The organism is Dietzia alimentaria 72 (assembly GCF_000226215.1).
GTDB lineage: Bacteria > Actinomycetota > Actinomycetes > Mycobacteriales > Mycobacteriaceae > Dietzia > Dietzia alimentaria.
In genome coordinates, this window is the sequence record NZ_AGFF01000007.1 from 44,920 (window position 1) to 61,199 (window position 16,280).

At 65.5% G+C, this 16,280-nt stretch carries 16 protein-coding genes and 1 pseudogene; 11 read left to right on the plus strand and 6 right to left on the minus strand.

Translation table 11 applies throughout. The features are described from left to right. Positions 1 to 15: 15 nt before the first annotated feature. The 5 genes from ON04_RS02660 to arsB all read right to left on the minus strand — a co-directional run bounded on the left by ON04_RS02660 (position 16) and on the right by arsB (position 4,887). Positions 16 to 759 carry a succinate dehydrogenase/fumarate reductase iron-sulfur subunit gene (locus ON04_RS02660; protein ID WP_010540030.1) on the minus strand — a complete coding sequence of 248 codons (744 nt, stop codon included), beginning with the start codon at positions 757 to 759 and terminating at the stop codon, positions 16 to 18. Continuing rightward, entirely contained in the window at positions 756 to 2,699 is a 1,944-nt protein-coding gene (locus ON04_RS02665) for a fumarate reductase/succinate dehydrogenase flavoprotein subunit (RefSeq protein ID WP_010540031.1), read from the minus strand. The genes ON04_RS02660 and ON04_RS02665 overlap by 4 nt, the downstream gene beginning before the upstream one ends. After that, the gene (locus ON04_RS02670) at positions 2,699 to 3,412 is read right to left on the minus strand and encodes a succinate dehydrogenase cytochrome b subunit (protein WP_010540032.1); all 714 of its coding nucleotides are present in this window, start codon (positions 3,410 to 3,412) and stop codon (positions 2,699 to 2,701) included. The genes ON04_RS02665 and ON04_RS02670 overlap by 1 nt, the downstream gene beginning before the upstream one ends. 50 nt (positions 3,413 to 3,462) lie before the next feature. Beyond that, positions 3,463 to 3,693 (minus strand): hexameric tyrosine-coordinated heme protein, encoded by a 231-nt coding sequence (locus ON04_RS02675; RefSeq protein ID WP_033443994.1) that lies wholly within the window; start codon positions 3,691 to 3,693, stop codon positions 3,463 to 3,465. Positions 3,694 to 3,771: 78 nt separating this feature from the next. Beyond that, entirely contained in the window at positions 3,772 to 4,887 is a 1,116-nt protein-coding gene (gene arsB / locus ON04_RS02680; protein WP_010540034.1) for an ACR3 family arsenite efflux transporter, read from the minus strand. Between the two features lie 175 nt (positions 4,888 to 5,062). Here arsB and ON04_RS02685 point away from each other — a divergent pair, with 175 nt between their 5' ends. Next, complete coding sequence (locus tag ON04_RS02685) at positions 5,063 to 5,998, plus strand: DMT family transporter (protein ID WP_010540035.1); 936 nt, start codon at positions 5,063 to 5,065, stop codon at positions 5,996 to 5,998. A gap of 23 nt (positions 5,999 to 6,021) precedes the next feature. Here the strand turns inward: ON04_RS02685 and ON04_RS16965 are convergent. After that, positions 6,022 to 6,213: pseudogene (locus ON04_RS16965) on the minus strand (ferredoxin); the annotation flags it as partial. Between the two features lie 111 nt (positions 6,214 to 6,324). Here ON04_RS16965 and fdxA point away from each other — a divergent pair. From fdxA to ON04_RS02735, 10 genes are all read left to right on the plus strand, one after another. Continuing rightward, a complete protein-coding gene (gene fdxA / locus ON04_RS02690; protein ID WP_010540036.1) occupies positions 6,325 to 6,672 on the plus strand; it encodes a ferredoxin in 348 nt (115 codons plus the stop codon). A gap of 39 nt (positions 6,673 to 6,711) precedes the next feature. Then, a complete protein-coding gene (locus ON04_RS02695; protein ID WP_158217810.1) occupies positions 6,712 to 7,392 on the plus strand; it encodes a helix-turn-helix transcriptional regulator in 681 nt (226 codons plus the stop codon). Positions 7,393 to 7,399: 7 nt separating this feature from the next. Next, positions 7,400 to 8,329, plus strand: coding sequence for an NADP-dependent oxidoreductase (locus ON04_RS02700; RefSeq protein ID WP_010540038.1), 930 nt, complete (start codon positions 7,400 to 7,402; stop codon positions 8,327 to 8,329). 121 nt (positions 8,330 to 8,450) lie between these two features. After that, on the plus strand, positions 8,451 to 9,092 hold the full coding sequence (locus ON04_RS02705; protein WP_010540039.1) for a TetR/AcrR family transcriptional regulator: 642 nt from the start codon (positions 8,451 to 8,453) through the stop codon (positions 9,090 to 9,092). Positions 9,093 to 9,096: 4 nt separating this feature from the next. Next, positions 9,097 to 10,044 carry a TauD/TfdA dioxygenase family protein gene (locus ON04_RS02710; RefSeq protein WP_010540040.1) on the plus strand — a complete coding sequence of 316 codons (948 nt, stop codon included), beginning with the start codon at positions 9,097 to 9,099 and terminating at the stop codon, positions 10,042 to 10,044. Positions 10,045 to 10,097: 53 nt separating this feature from the next. Then, complete coding sequence (locus ON04_RS02715) at positions 10,098 to 10,787, plus strand: nitroreductase (protein ID WP_010540041.1); 690 nt, start codon at positions 10,098 to 10,100, stop codon at positions 10,785 to 10,787. Positions 10,788 to 10,821: 34 nt separating this feature from the next. Then, a complete protein-coding gene (locus ON04_RS02720; RefSeq protein ID WP_010540042.1) occupies positions 10,822 to 12,423 on the plus strand; it encodes an acyl-CoA synthetase in 1,602 nt (533 codons plus the stop codon). Next, complete coding sequence (locus tag ON04_RS02725) at positions 12,420 to 13,169, plus strand: enoyl-CoA hydratase-related protein (RefSeq protein WP_029457564.1); 750 nt, start codon at positions 12,420 to 12,422, stop codon at positions 13,167 to 13,169. The genes ON04_RS02720 and ON04_RS02725 overlap by 4 nt, the downstream gene beginning before the upstream one ends. 66 nt (positions 13,170 to 13,235) lie before the next feature. Next, a complete protein-coding gene (locus ON04_RS02730; protein WP_010540044.1) occupies positions 13,236 to 14,615 on the plus strand; it encodes an aldehyde dehydrogenase family protein in 1,380 nt (459 codons plus the stop codon). 63 nt (positions 14,616 to 14,678) lie between these two features. Then, positions 14,679 to 16,274, plus strand: a complete 1,596-nt coding sequence (locus ON04_RS02735; RefSeq protein WP_010540045.1) for an ABC transporter substrate-binding protein — start codon at positions 14,679 to 14,681, stop codon at positions 16,272 to 16,274. The last annotated feature ends 6 nt before the right edge of the window (positions 16,275 to 16,280 follow it).

Genomic DNA, 16,280 nt, shown 5'->3' on the forward strand with positions numbered 1-16,280 from the left:
CACGGCACAGGTGCCTTACTTCCGCGGTCGCCGGAAGAGAACGTCGTGGTTGAGCTGCGAGATCATGTCGAGCGGGATACCGGCAGGGCACACGGCCGTGCATTCCCCGATCTGCGTGCACCCGCCGAATCCCTCGGCGTCGTGCTGCGCGGTCATCGAGTGTGCGCGCGTGCCACGCTCGGGCTGCCCCTGCGGTAGCGAGCCGAGATGGGTGGCCTTGGCGCCGGTGAAGAGCGCGGCCGAGCCGTTCGGGCACGCGGCGACGCACGCGCCGCAGCTGATGCACGCTGCCGCGTCGAAGGCGCGGTCCGCGCTCTCCTTGTCCACCGTGGTCGCGTTGGCGTCCGGCGCCGACCCGGTGGGCGCGGTGATGTACCCGCCGGCCTGGATGATCCGGTCCAGGGCGCCACGGTCGACGATGAGGTCCTTGAGTACCGGAAAAGACGCCGACCGCCACGGTTCGATGTCGATGACGGCACCGTCGGCAAAGTGACGCATGTACAGCTGGCAGGCCGTGGTGAGGGATTCGGGCCCATGGGCGGTGCCGTTGATAGTGAGACTGCAGGACCCGCAGATGCCCTCGCGACAATCACTGTCGAACGCGACGGGATCCTCGCCCTCGAGCGTCAGGTGTTCGTTGAGGACATCGAGCATCTCCAGGAACGACATGTCGGGGGAGACGTCGTTGACTCCATACGACTGCATCCGTCCTTCTTCGCGCTGGTCGCTCTGCCGCCAGACGCGCAGGGTGAGGTTCATTGATAGCTCCTCTGCTGCATCTCGATGTTCTCGAACTCCAGGGCTTCCTTACGGAGGGCCGGCGCCGCGTCGTCGCCGGTGAACTCCCAGGCGGCGACATACGCGTACTCGTCGTCGTGCCGTAGGGCTTCCCCGTCGGAGGTGGCGCTCTCGGCGCGGAAGTGAGCACCGCAGGACTCACCGCGGTGCAACGCGTCGATGCACATCAGTTCGCCGAGCTCGAGGAAGTCCGCGACCCGGCCGGCGCGTTCCAGCGACTGGTTGAGTCCCTCGCCGACCCCGGGGACCTTCACGTCGCTCCAGAATCGTCGCCTCAGGTCGCGGATCAGCTCGATCGCGTGACGCAGACCCTTCTCGTCACGCTCCATCCCGCAGTACTCCCACAGGATGCCGCCCAGCTCACGGTGGAAGGAGTCGACCGACTGGTCGCCGTCGATCGCCAGCAGTCGCTGGACACGGTCATGCACCGCGGCCGCCGCTGCGGCGACCTCAGGGTGCGATTCGTCGACATCGTCCGGCAGCGGGTGTGACGCCAGGTAGTCGGTGATGGTGTTGGGGAGGACAAAGTAGCCGTCGGCCAGGCCCTGCATCAGGGCGCTGGCGCCGAGCCGGTTGGCACCGTGGTCAGAGAAGTTGGCCTCGCCGATGACGAACAATCCGGGGATCGAACTCTGCAGGTCGTAATCCACCCACAGTCCGCCCATCGTGTAATGGATGGCCGGGTAGATCCGCATGGGGACCTTGTAGGGGTCCTCGTCGGTGATCTTGCGGTACATGTCAAAGAGGTTGCCGTACTTGTCCTCGACGGCCTTGCGTCCCATACGTTCGATCGCATCGGCAAAGTCGAGGTACACGCCCAGCCCGCCCGGACCCACGCCGTGCCCGTCGTCGCACTGGTTCTTGGCCGCCCTGGACGCGACGTCGCGGGGGACGAGGTTGCCGAACGACGGATACTGGCGCTCCAGGTAGTAGTCCCGCTCGTCCTCCGGGATCTCGCGCGGGTCGCGGTCGTCCCCCGCCTCCGCCGGCACCCAGATCCGGCCGTCGTTGCGGAGCGATTCGCTCATCAGCGTGAGTTTTGACTGGTGGTCACCGCTGACCGGGATGCAGGTCGGGTGGATCTGGGTGAAACACGGGTTCGCGAACAACGCGCCCTTGCGGTGTGCCCGCCAGGTGGCCGTCACATTGGAACCCATCGCGTTGGTGGACAGGTAATAGGCGTTTCCGTAGCCGCCCGAGGCGAGCACCACCGCATCGGCCAGGTGCGTCTCGATCTCTCCGGTGACCAGGTCTCTGACGATGACGCCGCGGGCCTTGTCGTCGATGACGACGAGGTCGAGCATTTCATGCCGGGTGTGCATCTCTACGGTTCCCGCGGCGACCTGCCGCTCGAGCGCCTGATACGCCCCGAGCAGCAACTGCTGCCCTGTTTGGCCACGGGCGTAGAAGGTGCGCGAGACCTGCACTCCGCCAAACGATCGGGTGTCCAGCAAGCCGCCGTATTCGCGTGCGAACGGCACGCCCTGGGCCACTGCCTGATCGATGATCGCGGTGCTGACCTGGGCGAGCCGGTACGTGTTGGACTCGCGGCAGCGATAGTCGCCGCCCTTGACGGTGTCGTAGAACAACCGGCGGACGCTGTCGCCGTCGTTCCGGTAGTTTTTGGCGGCGTTGATCCCGCCCTGCGCGGCGATGCTGTGCGCCCGACGGGGACTGTCCTGGTAGCAGAAGCTCTTGACGTTGTATCCGGCCTCGCCGAGGGTTGCCGCCGCCGAGCCGCCCGCCAGACCGGTCCCGATGATGATCACCGACACTTTCCGGCGATTCGCCGGGCTGATGAGTTTCGCCTCGAACCGGCGTCGATCCCAGCGCTCTTCGATCGGGCCGGAGGGCTGTGTGGTGTCGACGAGTGGCTCGCCGACCGTGTACAGGTCGCTCATCAGTTCACCGCACCCATCAGTATCGCCAGTGGTGGGATGAGGAACCCACCGATGATCACGAACGTCACGGCATACGCCAGTTGGTTGAGCCGTTGTCTGCGGACCTGACCCGTGTTAGCGCCCAACGACGCGAACGCACTCCACAGCCCGTGCCGCAGGTGGAACCCCAGGGCGACCAGAGCGACGACGTACGACAACACGACCCACCACATCGAGAAGCCGTTGACCATCCGTTCATACGGGCTGCTGGACTGGCCACCGGGCGCGATGACGTTCGCCGTGAGGTGCAGGAGGTGATAGACGATGAAGACCGCGATGACGACTCCGCCCCACCGCATGGTGAAGGAGGCGTAGGTGCGCTGGACGCCCCGACGGGTCCCGCGGCTCTGATATCGCCACCCTCCGCGCCCGCCCGTTGCCACCCGGGCACGGTGCCACAGGACGAAGGCAGCGCTGATGTGGCTGAGCACGCTGACCAGCAGCACAACGCGTACGAGCCACAAGGCCCCGGTGTGCGGTAGGAGTGGCTCTCCGAGTTCCCGGAGATGACTGGCGTAGCCGTCGAAGGCCGCCTGACCGGAGAAGATCTTGAGGTTGCCGTACATGTGCGCCAGGAGATAAAGCACCATGATCAGGCCGCCCACCGCCATCACGGCGTGCAGGACTATCGACGAGCTCACTATTGTGGCGCGGGGCTTCTGCTTGACCGTCATGAGGATCGGCTTCCATGTGGGCGTTGCGCGATGCTCTGTGCGCCGTCGGCTCAGTCGCGCCAGTAGTTGTTGGCGGCGGCCACCGTGGCGAACTCGATAGCCACCACGTGGGTCGCCATGGTGAGCGAGTCGGCGTCCGTGGCGTAGTCGGGTCTGAGTTTCTGGCGTACGTCAGCGTCGGGCTGAATGGCCCCGACGGTTTTTCGGGCCAACATGATTGCCAGCTCGCGCCCCTCTTCGGGCGTTGCGGTGATCAGGGTATTGCCGGGGACGAGTGCCATCGTGAACTCCAAAAGGTAGGTGTCAGAGGCTCCTGCCGACAACCGTAGACCGGTGTAACCACAAATTGGGGCGATCCGTCAAATCGTGGGACCCTGCGAAGTTCGCCCGGCGGGAAGAGACGGGTCGCCCGGGAACAGGCGCGGACCGAGCCACAGGGCCACGTAGACCAGTCCCACGAGCACCGGGACCTCGATCAGCGGACCCACGACGCCGGCCAGAGCCTGGCCCGAGGCGATGCCGAACGTGCCGATAGATACCGCGATGGCCAGCTCGAAGTTGTTGCCGGAGGCGGTGAAGGCAACGCTGGTGGACTTGGCATAGTTCAGGCCCACCGCGCGCGCGACTAGCAGACTGAAGAAGAACATCAGCACGAAGTACAGCAGGAGCGGCACCGCCATTCGTGCCACGTCCAGCGGGCGCGTGGTGATGGCCTCGCCCTGCATGGCGAACAGCAGGACGATGGTGAACAGCAGGCCGTATAGCGCCCACGGTCCGATGCGCGGCAGGAACGTCTCCTCATACCACTGGCGCCCCTTGGCGCGTTCGCCGAGGACGCGGGTGAGAAAGCCGGCCAGCAGCGGGATCCCCAGGAATACCAGCACGGATACCACGATCGCCCAGACGGAGAATTCGACGGAGGTCGTCTCCAGTCCCAGCCACGACGGCAGCACCTGCAGGTAGAACCAGCCCAGCGCGCCGAACGCAACCACCTGGAAGACCGAGTTGAGCGCCACCAGCACGGCCGCGGCTTCGCGATCGCCGCACGCCAGGTCGTTCCAGATGAACACCATGGCGATGCAGCGCGCGAGTCCCACGATGATCAGGCCCGTGCGGAACTCCGGCAGGTCTGGAAGAAAGAGCCACGCCAGGGTGAACATGAACGCCGGTCCGAGGATCCAGTTGAGGACCAGTGACAGGGTGAGGAGTCGTCTGTCGCCGGTCACGCGGCGGGTCTCGTCGTAGCGGACCTTGGCCAGCACCGGGTACATCATGACCAGCAGACCGACGGCGATGGGGACCGAGATGCCGCCGATCTTCACCGAATCCAGAGCGCGGTCCAGGCCCGGCACAAACCGCCCCAGCAGCAGGCCGACGGCCATGGCGGCGAGGATCCAGACGGCCAGGTAGCGGTCGAGGAACGACATCTCCTTGGCGACCGGGGCGACGCCTCGCGCAGAAGTGGTGACGCTCATCAGATGCGAGGCTCCCGTCAGATCGGTGGTTGTCCGGGAGCGAGATTACGCCCGTCGATGCGGGCCTGCTGAACCGCGAGCAGCACGGCAAGTGAGAGTGTTACACGGTGGTCGGGGAACCTGTCGACGAATTGTCGGCGATCAACATCGAGAGTTGCGCGACGGGGAGGACATCATGAAGGCGGTTCTGCTTCTGATCCTGATCACCGTCTCCGAAGCGACTATCGGTGTGTTTGTGAAGCTCACCGACGGATTGATCCCCGTCCAGACGCTGACCTTCTACGCGATGGCGTTCGCAGCGCTCTTCCTGTTCGTCGCGAGGTCGCTGGTAGACCGCGAATGGCCCAGGTTTCCGCGCGGCAACGTGAAGGACACGGCCATTATCGGCGTGCTCATCGCGGCCCAGGGCGGCGTGTTCAACTACGCCATGACGTTGGTGCCTATCGCCAACGCCGTCATCTTCTGGAGTATCGCCCCGTTCTTCGTGTTCATCTTTTCCGCGGTCTTCCTCGGCGAGAGGGTCCGTAGGCGCTACATCGCGATTTTCGTCGTTGCACTGCTCGGCATCGTGGTGGCTAATCCGCTCAGCGGCGGTCACACCCTGGGCAACTTTGTGGCGCTGGCGACCGGTGCGATCTATGCGGCGATGATCACCTACATGCGCTATGAGGGCAAGACCGAGGCGGACAACGACATCGCCTGGTCACTCTTGTTCGCGGCGCTGGTTCTCTCGCCCTCGGTGCTGCTCGCCGGGCCCGGCGAGGTGTCGGCCACGATCGTCTATCCCGCGCTGGGTATCGACCTGCCGGTGATGCTCTGGGTGGTGAGTCTGGGTGTGCTCTCCACCGGATTCGCCTACTTCGGCATCTCCATAGTGCTAAGGTTTCTCAACGCGAACGTCTACTCGTTGGTCGACATCATCGTCTCCCCTGTGGTGGCCACGACGTTGGGATATCTGATCTTCGGCGAAGTGCCTGCTCAGGGCACGCTCTATGGGGCTGTATTGCTGCTCGGCGCAGGGTTCTGGTTGACGAGGCAGATGTCGCGGGGCGCAGAAGACCGCGCCGCGCACCCCGTCCAGATCGCGGCCCGCCGTGCGGGCCCGGGCTGAGGGGCCCGACGTTCCAGCGGTCGCTCCTCGATTCTGAGGGCCGCCATCGGGCATTTCTCCACGGCTTTGCGGACTCGCTTCTCGTGCTCGGCCGGGACTTCGTCCACCACGATGCGCACGATCTCGTCGTCGTCGTTCAGTTCGAACACCGCGGGCGCCAGTCCCACACACACCGCCTGGCCCTCGCAGCGGTCGGGGTCCACGATCACCTTCATGTCCACCCTCCCGGGTCTGGTTGTGACGGATCTTGGAGGGGGTACAAGGCAACCATTTACTCCAAGGTCTTTTGGACATAATATCAGGATTATCGATCCCGAGGAGATAAAATGACCTACGTAATCGCGCAACCCTGCGTCGATGTGATGGACCGCAGCTGTGTGGAAGAGTGCCCCGTCGACTGCATCTACGAGGGCGGCCGCGCCCTTTACATTCATCCAGATGAGTGCGTGGACTGCGGTGCCTGCGAACCGGTGTGTCCGGTGGAGGCGATCTTCTATGAAGATGATCTCCCGGACGAGTGGAGCGACTACTTGACCGACAACGCCGCGTTCTTCGAAGAGCCCCTGCCGGGCCGCGACAGTGCGCTGGGCTCGCCCGGTGGCGCGGCAAAGGTGGGCCCCGTGCCGGCAGACGCGCCGCTGGTGGCATCGCAACCGCCCTCGGCCGAGTCCTGAGCAGCGCGCCGGGTGCGCGTCCCGGCTAAGCTCCTCGGCGTGGAAGGGCGAACACGGCTGCGGGTCCTCGATGCCGTGCGCGCGTCGGCGGATCCGGCCAGAGTTAACGAGTTGGCTCAACGGCTCGCCGTGCATCCCAACACCGTCCGTTTTCACCTGGACCTGCTCGAAGTCGCCGGGGCGGTCGAGCGTTCCGAGGTGCGAAGTGGCGGTCGCGGACGGCCCACCGCCGTCTATTCGGCCACACCGGTCAGCAGCTGGCCCGGACACCGCGACCCGGTGCTATTGGGTCGGATACTCATCGACGCCGCTGCTACCGGCGCCGGCGTGGACGCGTGGGAGGCGGGCCGCCGCTGGGGCAGGAAGCACTCCGCAGGCACAGGCACAGGCTCAGGCACAGGAACCGACACCGCCACCACGTTCGTGCGCGAAGAGATCGCCCGGCATCTCGATCAGACGGGCTTCGACCCCGCCGAGGCGCCCGGCGCGGACGACGGCCACTGCACGAGATTCACGTTGCGCAACTGTGCATTCGCCGACTTCCTCGGCGTCAACCAGCAGGCCGTGTGTGCACTGCATGCCGGGATGCTCGAGGGGACGCGGGAATCGGTCGATACAGATACGTCGTACCGAGTCGAGCTGCTCCCGCTCGTGGAGCCGTTTGCCTGCGCAGTCAACGTGTGCGAGCGCATTTCTGACTCGCCCCCCGATGAGGAGTGAGTAATCCATGCAGTACATGACGGCATTCGTGCTCAATGACCCGCACAGTGGCACCATCGCGGCCGGCCGGGTGCCCGTGCCGCAGATCGCGCCGGATGAGCTGCTGGTGAAGGTCGCAGCGACCGGGGTGGGGATTCACGATTCGTACTTCCTCCCCGCCGAGATGAGATTCCCGTACCCGATCGGCATCGAGGCTGCGGGGATCGTCGAGCAGATAGGGCGCGATGTTCTCGGGTACGTACCGGGTGACCGGATCGCGTTCGTGAGCATGAGGCAGGCCAAGGGCGGGGTCTGGGCGGAGTACGCGGCCGTCGCCTCGGACTCGCTCATAGTGCCGATTCCCGAAGGCCTGAGTTTCGAGGAGGCGGCGGCGGTGCCGGTGGCCGGCAACACGACCTCGCGCGCCCTGCACTCGCTACCTCCCATTGCTTCCGGGGGGTCGATCTTCATCGCCGGCGGGTCCGGGGCGATCGGGACATTCGCACTGCAATTGGCGTGCGCCCGCGGTTGGCGGGTGGCAGCATCGGCGTCACCGCCGAATCACGATTACCTGCGCTCTCTGGGCGCGGAACTGGCGGTCGACTACCGCGATCCGACCTGGCCCGAGAAGGTGCGCCAGTGGCGACCCGACGGCGTGGAAGGCGCCCTGGCAGTGCAACCGCAGACCACCGAGGACGCGGCGTTGACGGTGAGGTCCGGCGGGACCGTGGTGACGGTCTCGGGGGATCAGGCCGCACCGCCCGGCATCCGGGTCACGGGTCTCGACTACCAGGTTAACGTGCGCGAGGAACTAGTGGCGTTGATGGACGACATCGTGGCCGGCGACCTCCGGCTCGTCATCGAGAAGACCTACCCGTTCGCTGACGCACTGAGTGCGCTCGACAAGACCCAGACCAGGCATGCCCGGGGAAAGCTCGTGGTGACCCTGGGTCAGTGACTGGTCGTCGATGTTCTCCGTGCATGGCAGGACGCCCTGATCGGGCGCCCTGCCATCAGCTTTTCGTGGCGTTTCGGGGGAGCCATTGACAGATTAAGGTCATGACCTTACATTGACTAGTGTGATTCAGAACACTTCGCGCCAGGCGATGATCGACGCGGCTGAGCAGATTGTCGCCGAGCGAGGTCTGCCTGCACTCACGCTCAAGGACGTCCAACTCGCAGCGAACCAGTCCAACAAGTCCGCAGCGAAATATCACTTCGGTTCCCGCGAGGGACTGCTCGACGCGGTCATTGATGCACGCATGTCCCGGGTCAACGCGCGCCGTCAGGTCATGCTCGAGAAGTTGCAGGACTCCAGGCATCCCGCAACCGTTCGACAGCTCGTGGAAACTCTCGTCCAGCCGCTGGCTGCCGAGACCATGTATCGACCGAATAGCCGATACGCCCGGTTCCTGGTCCAGGCGTTGTTCGATCCCGCCCTCGCCGGCCTTTTGCAGAGACATTTTCAGGCGGCTAGCTACACCGCCGTCGTGGAACTCCTCAGCGATCACGGCTCTCTACCGCCCGAGATCGGGCAGTGGAGGATCCAAAACATCGTGATGCTCAACATGATGGCGCTCGCCGCTCACGAAGGGCTCGGACGAACGCCGAGCGAATGCGATGCGATCGTCACCGATTTGATCACCACCTGCGTTGCCTCGTTCGAAGCGCCCGTCGCGGCCCCGTCCCAGCCCCCGTCGAATACCAATTGTCAGGAGTGACCCCATGACCTACGCCTTACCCACCACAGCCATCACCACACCCACCGACCCACTCGCGTGCTTCGGCCCGATCGTCGCCCCACGCCTGGCCGACTCCACCGAGGACCGCCCCTACGAGTTGTTCGATCTCGAGCCCGCTACTCCCACCATCGGCGCGGAGATCTCCGGGATCCGTCTCGGAGGCGGCCTCTCCGACGACGTCCTGTCTGAACTCCGGCGCGCGCTGCTGGAGTGGAAGGTCCTGTTCTTCCGCGACCAGGACATCAGCCGGGACGAGCACCGCGCGTTCGCCCAGCAGTGGGGAGATCTGGAACAGCACCCGTTCTACAAGTACACCCAGCCAGGTCAGACCGACGTTGACGTAGCGACCCTCGCGAAGGACGCCACGAGCGCAGCGGCGGAGAACATCTGGCACAACGACATGACGTGGCACGAAGAGCCGTCGTCTGCCGCCGTCCTGCGCGCGGTCGAGATCCCGCCGGTCGGCGGTGACACCCTGTGGGCTGACATGGGGGCGGCCTACGACCTGCTTCCCGAGGACATCAAGAAGCGCATCGACCATCTCGAGGCCGAGCACGACTGGATCGTGTCGTTCGGCTCCGGGATGCCGCAGGAGGCAATCGACACCCTGCGACCGAACTTCCCGCCCGTGACCCATCCGGTGGTCCGGGTGATCCCGGAAACGGGACGACGGGTCCTGTTTGTCAACGTCGCCTTCACCCAACGGATCCTCGGGGTGAGTGAGGACGAGTCGAACGAACTACTTCGCCTACTGTACCGCCATGTGATGCGTCCGGAGTTGCAGGTCCGGCTGCGGTGGAAGCCCAACACCATCGCATTCTGGGACAACCGCGCATGCCAGCACTACGCCTCGAGCGACTACTTCCCCGCCCGGCGGGTCATGGAGCGGATCTCGATTGTGGGCGAGACCCCGATCGGCATCAGTGACTGAACGCGCCGGTTCCAATTCGACCCGCACTGCCCGGCCTACCTGAGGAACGCCACATGACCCACCCGCCCCTCGAGCAGAACCCCACCGATCTCGCGTCACTGATCACAGGCCGCAGCAGTTGCCGCGCCTTCCTGCCCGAGTCCGTCCCCCGGGAGACCATCACCCGCATTCTCGACCTGGCGCAGCAGGCCCCGTCCTGGTGCAATACCCAACCGTGGCAGGTGGCCATTACCGAGGGCGACGGGACCGAGCGGTTCCGCGCCGGTCTGACCGACCACGTCCGCTCGTCGCCGCAGGAACCCGACTTCGCCTTCCCGGTGGAGTACGTGGGGGAGTACCGCGCTCGCCGCAAGGACTGTGCGATGCAGCTGTATTCGAGTCTGGGTATCGCCGACGGTGACCGCCGCGCGTCGATGGAGCAGACGATGAAGAACTTCGATCTGTTTGGCGCGCCCCATGTCGCCGTCGTCACCACTGACCAGTCCCTCGGCTTATACGGGGCGGTCGACTGCGGTGTCTACGTGAATACCTTCCTCCTCGCTGCGCACAGCCTCGGTGTGGCGACCGTGCCCCAAGCTGCCCTCGCCGGTTGCGCGCCGTTCCTGCGCTCCTTCTTCAACCTCCCGGATGATCGCAAGGTCGTCTGCGCGATCTCCTTCGGCTTCGCGGATACCGACCACCCGGCCAACGGATTCCGCACGCCGCGGGCTGACGTCAAGACCGTCACCACGTGGGCCACGTAGCCGCGCGATCCCCTCAAACTAAGGACTTCGTTTCATGCCCCTCAACCTTGCGGACCTGTTTGATTCGGTCGTCGACGCGCTTCCAGACCGCTGCTGCGTGGTGTGCGGCGATGAGCGCCGCACTTACACGCAACTCGAACAACGCTCCAATCAACTCGCTCACGGTCTCGCTGCTGCGGGAGTCAGGGCGGGCGACCACGTCGGCATCCACATGCGCAACAGCGTCCAGTTCGTGGAAGCGATGCTGGCCTGCCTGAAGATCCGCGCCGTCCCGGTGAACATCAACTACCGATACACCGAATCCGAACTCGTCTACCTGTATACGGACGCTGCGCTGTCCTGTCTGATCGCGGACAGTGAGTTCATGCCGGTCATCCAGACGGCACTTCCGTCCTGCCCCGGCATCACGACCGTGGTGACACTCGGTCAGGTCAGCGGCGAGATCCAGGCGCCGCAGGCCCGGCTCGACCTGGAGGGCATGATCGCCGGCCAGCCGACGACCCGGCACTTCCCGCCCCGCAGCGGCGATGATCGGTTCATCATTTATACGGGTGGCACCACGGGGATGCCCAAGGGAGTCGTGTGGCGTCAGGAGGACTTCTACATGGCAGCCCTGGCGGGTGGGAACCATAGCGGTCCGCCGATCACCGACGCGTCGGAGCTGGCTGCCGCCGCAGCGGCGAATCCGAATCCCATGACCTTTCTCCTGCCTGCGCCCCTCATGCACGGGGCGGCTGTGTACTCGTTGTTCAGCGGCTTCTTCTCCGGGATCACGCAGGTCCTCATGCGGGGGTTCGACCCCGACGACGCCCTGCAGCTCATCCAAGACGAGAAAGTCTCGTGCGCCATCGTCGTGGGCGATGCGATGGCGCGGCCGCTGACCGATGCGATCGAACAGCGCGGGGCGTCGTTCGATCTCAGCTCACTGTTCATGGTCAGCTCCGGGGGAGCGCTGTGGTCGACGAGCTCGAAGGAACAACTCCTGAGTTTATTGCCGCACCTCTACCTGCGTGACGGATTCGGCGCGTCCGAGTCGGGCGTCGACGGCACCCTCGAGACGGACGCCGACGGGGTCACCCGAGTCCGGGGCAATCCGGCGATGACGCTGGTCGACGACGAGTTGCGCCCCATCGAACCCGGGTCCGACGAGCTCGGCTATATCGCACGCCGCGGTCACGTCCCGCTCGGCTACTTCAACGACGAGGCCAAGACCGCGGCGACCTTCCCGGTCGTGGACGGTGTCCGGATGGCGGTCCTCGGCGACTTGGGGCGGATCGAGGCGGACGGCGCCATCGTCCTTCTCGGCCGCGGCTCCGGATGCATCAACACGGGCGGCGAGAAGGTCTTTCCAGAGGAGGTCGAATCCGCACTCAAGGCGCACCCGGCGGTAATGGACGCCGTGGTCACCGGCATTCCGCACGAGCGGTACGGCGAGCAGGTCAGCGCTGTGGTCCAGCTGCGGGACGATTTCGCCCGCATCGACACCGACGAACTGGTCCAGCACTGTCGCACCTCGATCGCCGGCTACAAGGTCCCCCGCTCAATCACCCTCGTCCCCCACGTCGTGCGCTCCCCGGCAGGAAAAGCCGACTACAGATGGGCCCGGTCGATCGCCTCCGCGGAGACCGCCCTATGAGCGTCACGGAGGAACGGCATGGTCACGTCCTGATCATCCGCATCGCGCGCGAGGCGAAACGCAACGCGATCAACCGCGAGACGGCCGACGGAATCGACTCGGCGCTCAACCGGCTGGAAGACGACCCGGATCTGTGGGTCGGCATCCTCACCGGCACCCCGACCGTTTTCAGCGCGGGGACCGACATCGCCGAGCGCGCAGATCTACGCACCGAGCGCGGCGGCGAGTACGGGATCATCCGCCGCGAGCGGGACACGCCCGTCATCGCCGCGGTCGAGGGCGTCGCGCTCGGCGGTGGTCTGGAGATAGCGCTGGCCTGCGACGCGATCGTCGCCTCGCCCACAGCGACGTTCGGGCTCCCCGAGACCCGACGCGGTCTCGTGGCCACCTCCGGCGCACTGTTCCGGGCCGCCCGCTCGCTACCTCCGAACATCGCCCGCGAGTTGCTTATATCCGGACGAGCTCTGAGCGCAGCGCGCGGCTACGAACTCGGCCTCGTCAACGAGGTCACCGACAGCGGTCAGGCATTGGAACGCGCTCTCGCCCTGGCCGAGGACATCTGCCTGTCTTCTCCGTCAGCTGTCCGCACGACCCTACGAGCACTGCGAGCGATAACCACCGCCGCCGACGACCACGGCTGGCAGGTGACCGAACGAGCAGTCGAAACAATCGTGGCTTCCGAAGACCTGCAGGAAGGCATCGCCGCCTTCTTCGAGAAGCGGGTTCCGCACTGGACGGGACGCTGACACGCACCGCCGCGCTGTATCGCACCGCCGCCCATCTCCTCACCTCCCCGAGAACGGAAACGCCGCATGACCCCCGACACCCATCTCATCTCATTCGATCCGGCCACACTGGACGAGATCGGCCGCACCCCCGTCAGTACGCCCGTGGAGATCGATGACCGGATCGACGGTGCCCACGACGCTTTTGCGACCTGGCGCAACGACCGCGCCCACCGCCAGAGTCTGTTGGCGACCTGCTCCGAGCAGCTGCTGGCACAGCTCCCCGAGCTCGCCGAACTCCTCAGCCGGGAACAGGGCAAGACACTCGAGGTGGCCGGTGGTGAGGTGTGGATCGCCGCGCACTGCTTCGCCCACTTTGCCCAGCTCGACTGGAAGTCCACCATCGAGGCGCCCGAATCCTCCGATAGGCAGGCCAGCATCGAGTACCGCCCGCTCGGCGTCGTGGCCGCTATCGTGCCCTGGAACTTCCCTGTCTTCCTCATGGCAGCCAAGATCGCGCCAGCGCTCGCCGCTGGCAACACAGTGGTGGTCAAGCCCGCCGAGACCGTCTCCCTGGCAGTGGACAAGGTCGTGTCCGTCCTACGGGACATCCTGCCCCCACAGGTGCTGAATATCGTGCACGGCGGCCCGGAGGTGGGACGAGCACTCATCGCGCACCGTCACGTCCGCAAGGTCTCGTTCACCGGTTCCACACAGGTGGGCCGCCAGATCATGAGCCAGGCCGCAGACACCCTCACACCGGTGACGCTCGAGCTCGGAGGCAATGACCCCGCGATCATCCTCGACGACGCCGATGTGGACTTCGCCGCCCAGTCGCTGGCGCACAGCGCGTTCTTCAACACGGGTCAGATGTGTATCGCCCCGAAGCGCGCATATGTGCCGGCCGACAAGGTGGACCACTTCTGCCGCGCATTCGCGGCCGTGATGGACGAACTGCCGGTGGGCCGGGGACTCGACCCCGAGGCGAAGGTGGGCCCGCTGCACAACCGTGCCCAGCTCGACTACGTCTGGAGTCTGCTCGACAGGGCTGTTCAGGGCGGAGCAGTGGTGGTCAAGGGCGGCGGACGCGGTACGGACCTGCCCGGCTACTTCCTTGAACCGACGCTCGTGCGCGACGTGGACGACACCGCGGAGATCGTCTCGCAGGAGCAATTCGGTCCGGTGTTCCCCGTTGTGGCCTACGACGATGTCGAGGATGTCCTGGCCACGCTGGACAACCAAGAGTTCGGGCTCGGGGCTTCTGTCTGGGGCAGTGCCGCTGCGGCCGAAGACGTCGCCTCGCGGATCGATGCCGGCCAGATCTGGATCAACCAGCACAACGCACTCGAAGTCGAGCTCCCGTTCGGCGGTACCAAGTCGAGCGGGTTCGGTCGCGAAGGCGGAATGGAAGGGCTTCACGAATTTCTCCAAACCCGAGTGATCAGCCGTAAGAATTTGCATATCTGACCCCTGCGTTCCCCGGACGTGGCGCGGCCACCCGGTTCCTCACCCCTCGTGCAAGGAGCACACATGAAACTCGCAGTCACCACACTCGCAGCGCTGGCGCTGACCCTGACCGCCTGCGGTGGCGGAGGCGACACCGCCACCACCGCCTCGGACCGGGAAGACGCGCAGGCTCCGGCCGAGGCCGGCCGGTGCACCGAGGAAAAGGCGGGCGGCACCATCACGATGGGAGAATTCGTGATGCTCCCGAGCTTCGCTCCCGGACAGGGGAACTACGGTGTGCGGGGCGCGGCCGAGTCCGCCGCCGTATTCGACCGGCTCATGCGATGGGACCCGCAAGCCCAGGAATTCGCGCCCAAACTCGCCGAGTCCCTGGAATCGGCCGAGGACAACACCAAGTGGACCCTGAAGCTTCGTGACGACGTCCGTTTCTCCAACGGCGATCCGCTCACCGCTGACGACGTCGCGTTCACCATCGGGCTGCACAAGAACCCGGCGACGCGCTCGGTGGTCATGACCGACGCGATGCAGGTCAAAGACACCAAGGTAGTCGACCCGCAGACGGTGGAATTCACGCTTGACGAGCCGTGGTCGGGCTTCCCGATCCTGCTCGCCGGGGCCGCCGGCGAGGTCATCCCGCAGAAGGCGTACGAGGCCGCCAGCCCGGAGGAGTGGGCCCGTAACCCGATCGGAGCAGGCGCCTTCGTCATGGACAGCTACACCCCGAACCAGGAAGTCGTCCTCAAGCCCAACCCCGACTATTACGGCGGCCCGGTGTGCCCGTCGCTGCGTTTCATCAACATCCCGGGGTCCCAGGGCACCTTCGATGCCTTCCAGACCGGCGAACTCCAAGCAGCCTTCCTACGCAACGCCAAGTTCGTCTCGATGGCCAAGGATGCCGACGTGGCGGGGTTCGAGGAGGTCAGTAGCTCCGGCTCGGTGGTGAACATGAACTCGGGCAATGGTGGTTATGACGGCATCCTGACCGATGAGCGGGCCCGCCAGGCGGTCGCGTACGCGCTCGACCGAGATCTCTACAACCAGCGGGTGACCGGTGGGAAGGGCCAGGCCACGTCCTCGCTGCTGGCCGAGTCCTCGCGTTTCTACGACGGGCAGGAGGGGCTGGAGTTCGACCTCGATAAGGCCCGCACGATGGTGGACGAACTCAAGGCGGAGACCGGATGGGACGGGTCGTTGACCCTGCTCATCGGGGACAGCCCGGAGGTCGTCGAGTCAGGCGTCGTCATCAAGGCGATGCTCGATTCCGCAGGGTTCGACGTCACGATCCAGAACGCCCCCATCTCTCAGGTCACCGCGCGACAGTTCACGGGAGACTACGAGATCGTGATGGGCGGTCTGGCCACCTCGGACGCGGACCCCGTCGCCGCATTCGCCAGCGGGATGACACCGGGCGGCGCGACGAACCTGACCGGTGTCGACGACCCTGAATTGACGGAGGCGATCACTGAGTTGAAGGCTGCGGATGAACTCGAAGCCCAGAAGGAGGCTTTTGGCAAACTGCAGGAAGTCTACAACCGGGTCATGCCCTTCACCGTGGTCGCGAACGCCGAGATGTTCGTCGCGATAGCCGAGTCGGTCAAGGGAGTGGAGCCGACGATGTCGTCCACGATGCTCTTCGACGGCGCCTACATCGAGAAGTAGGAGGTC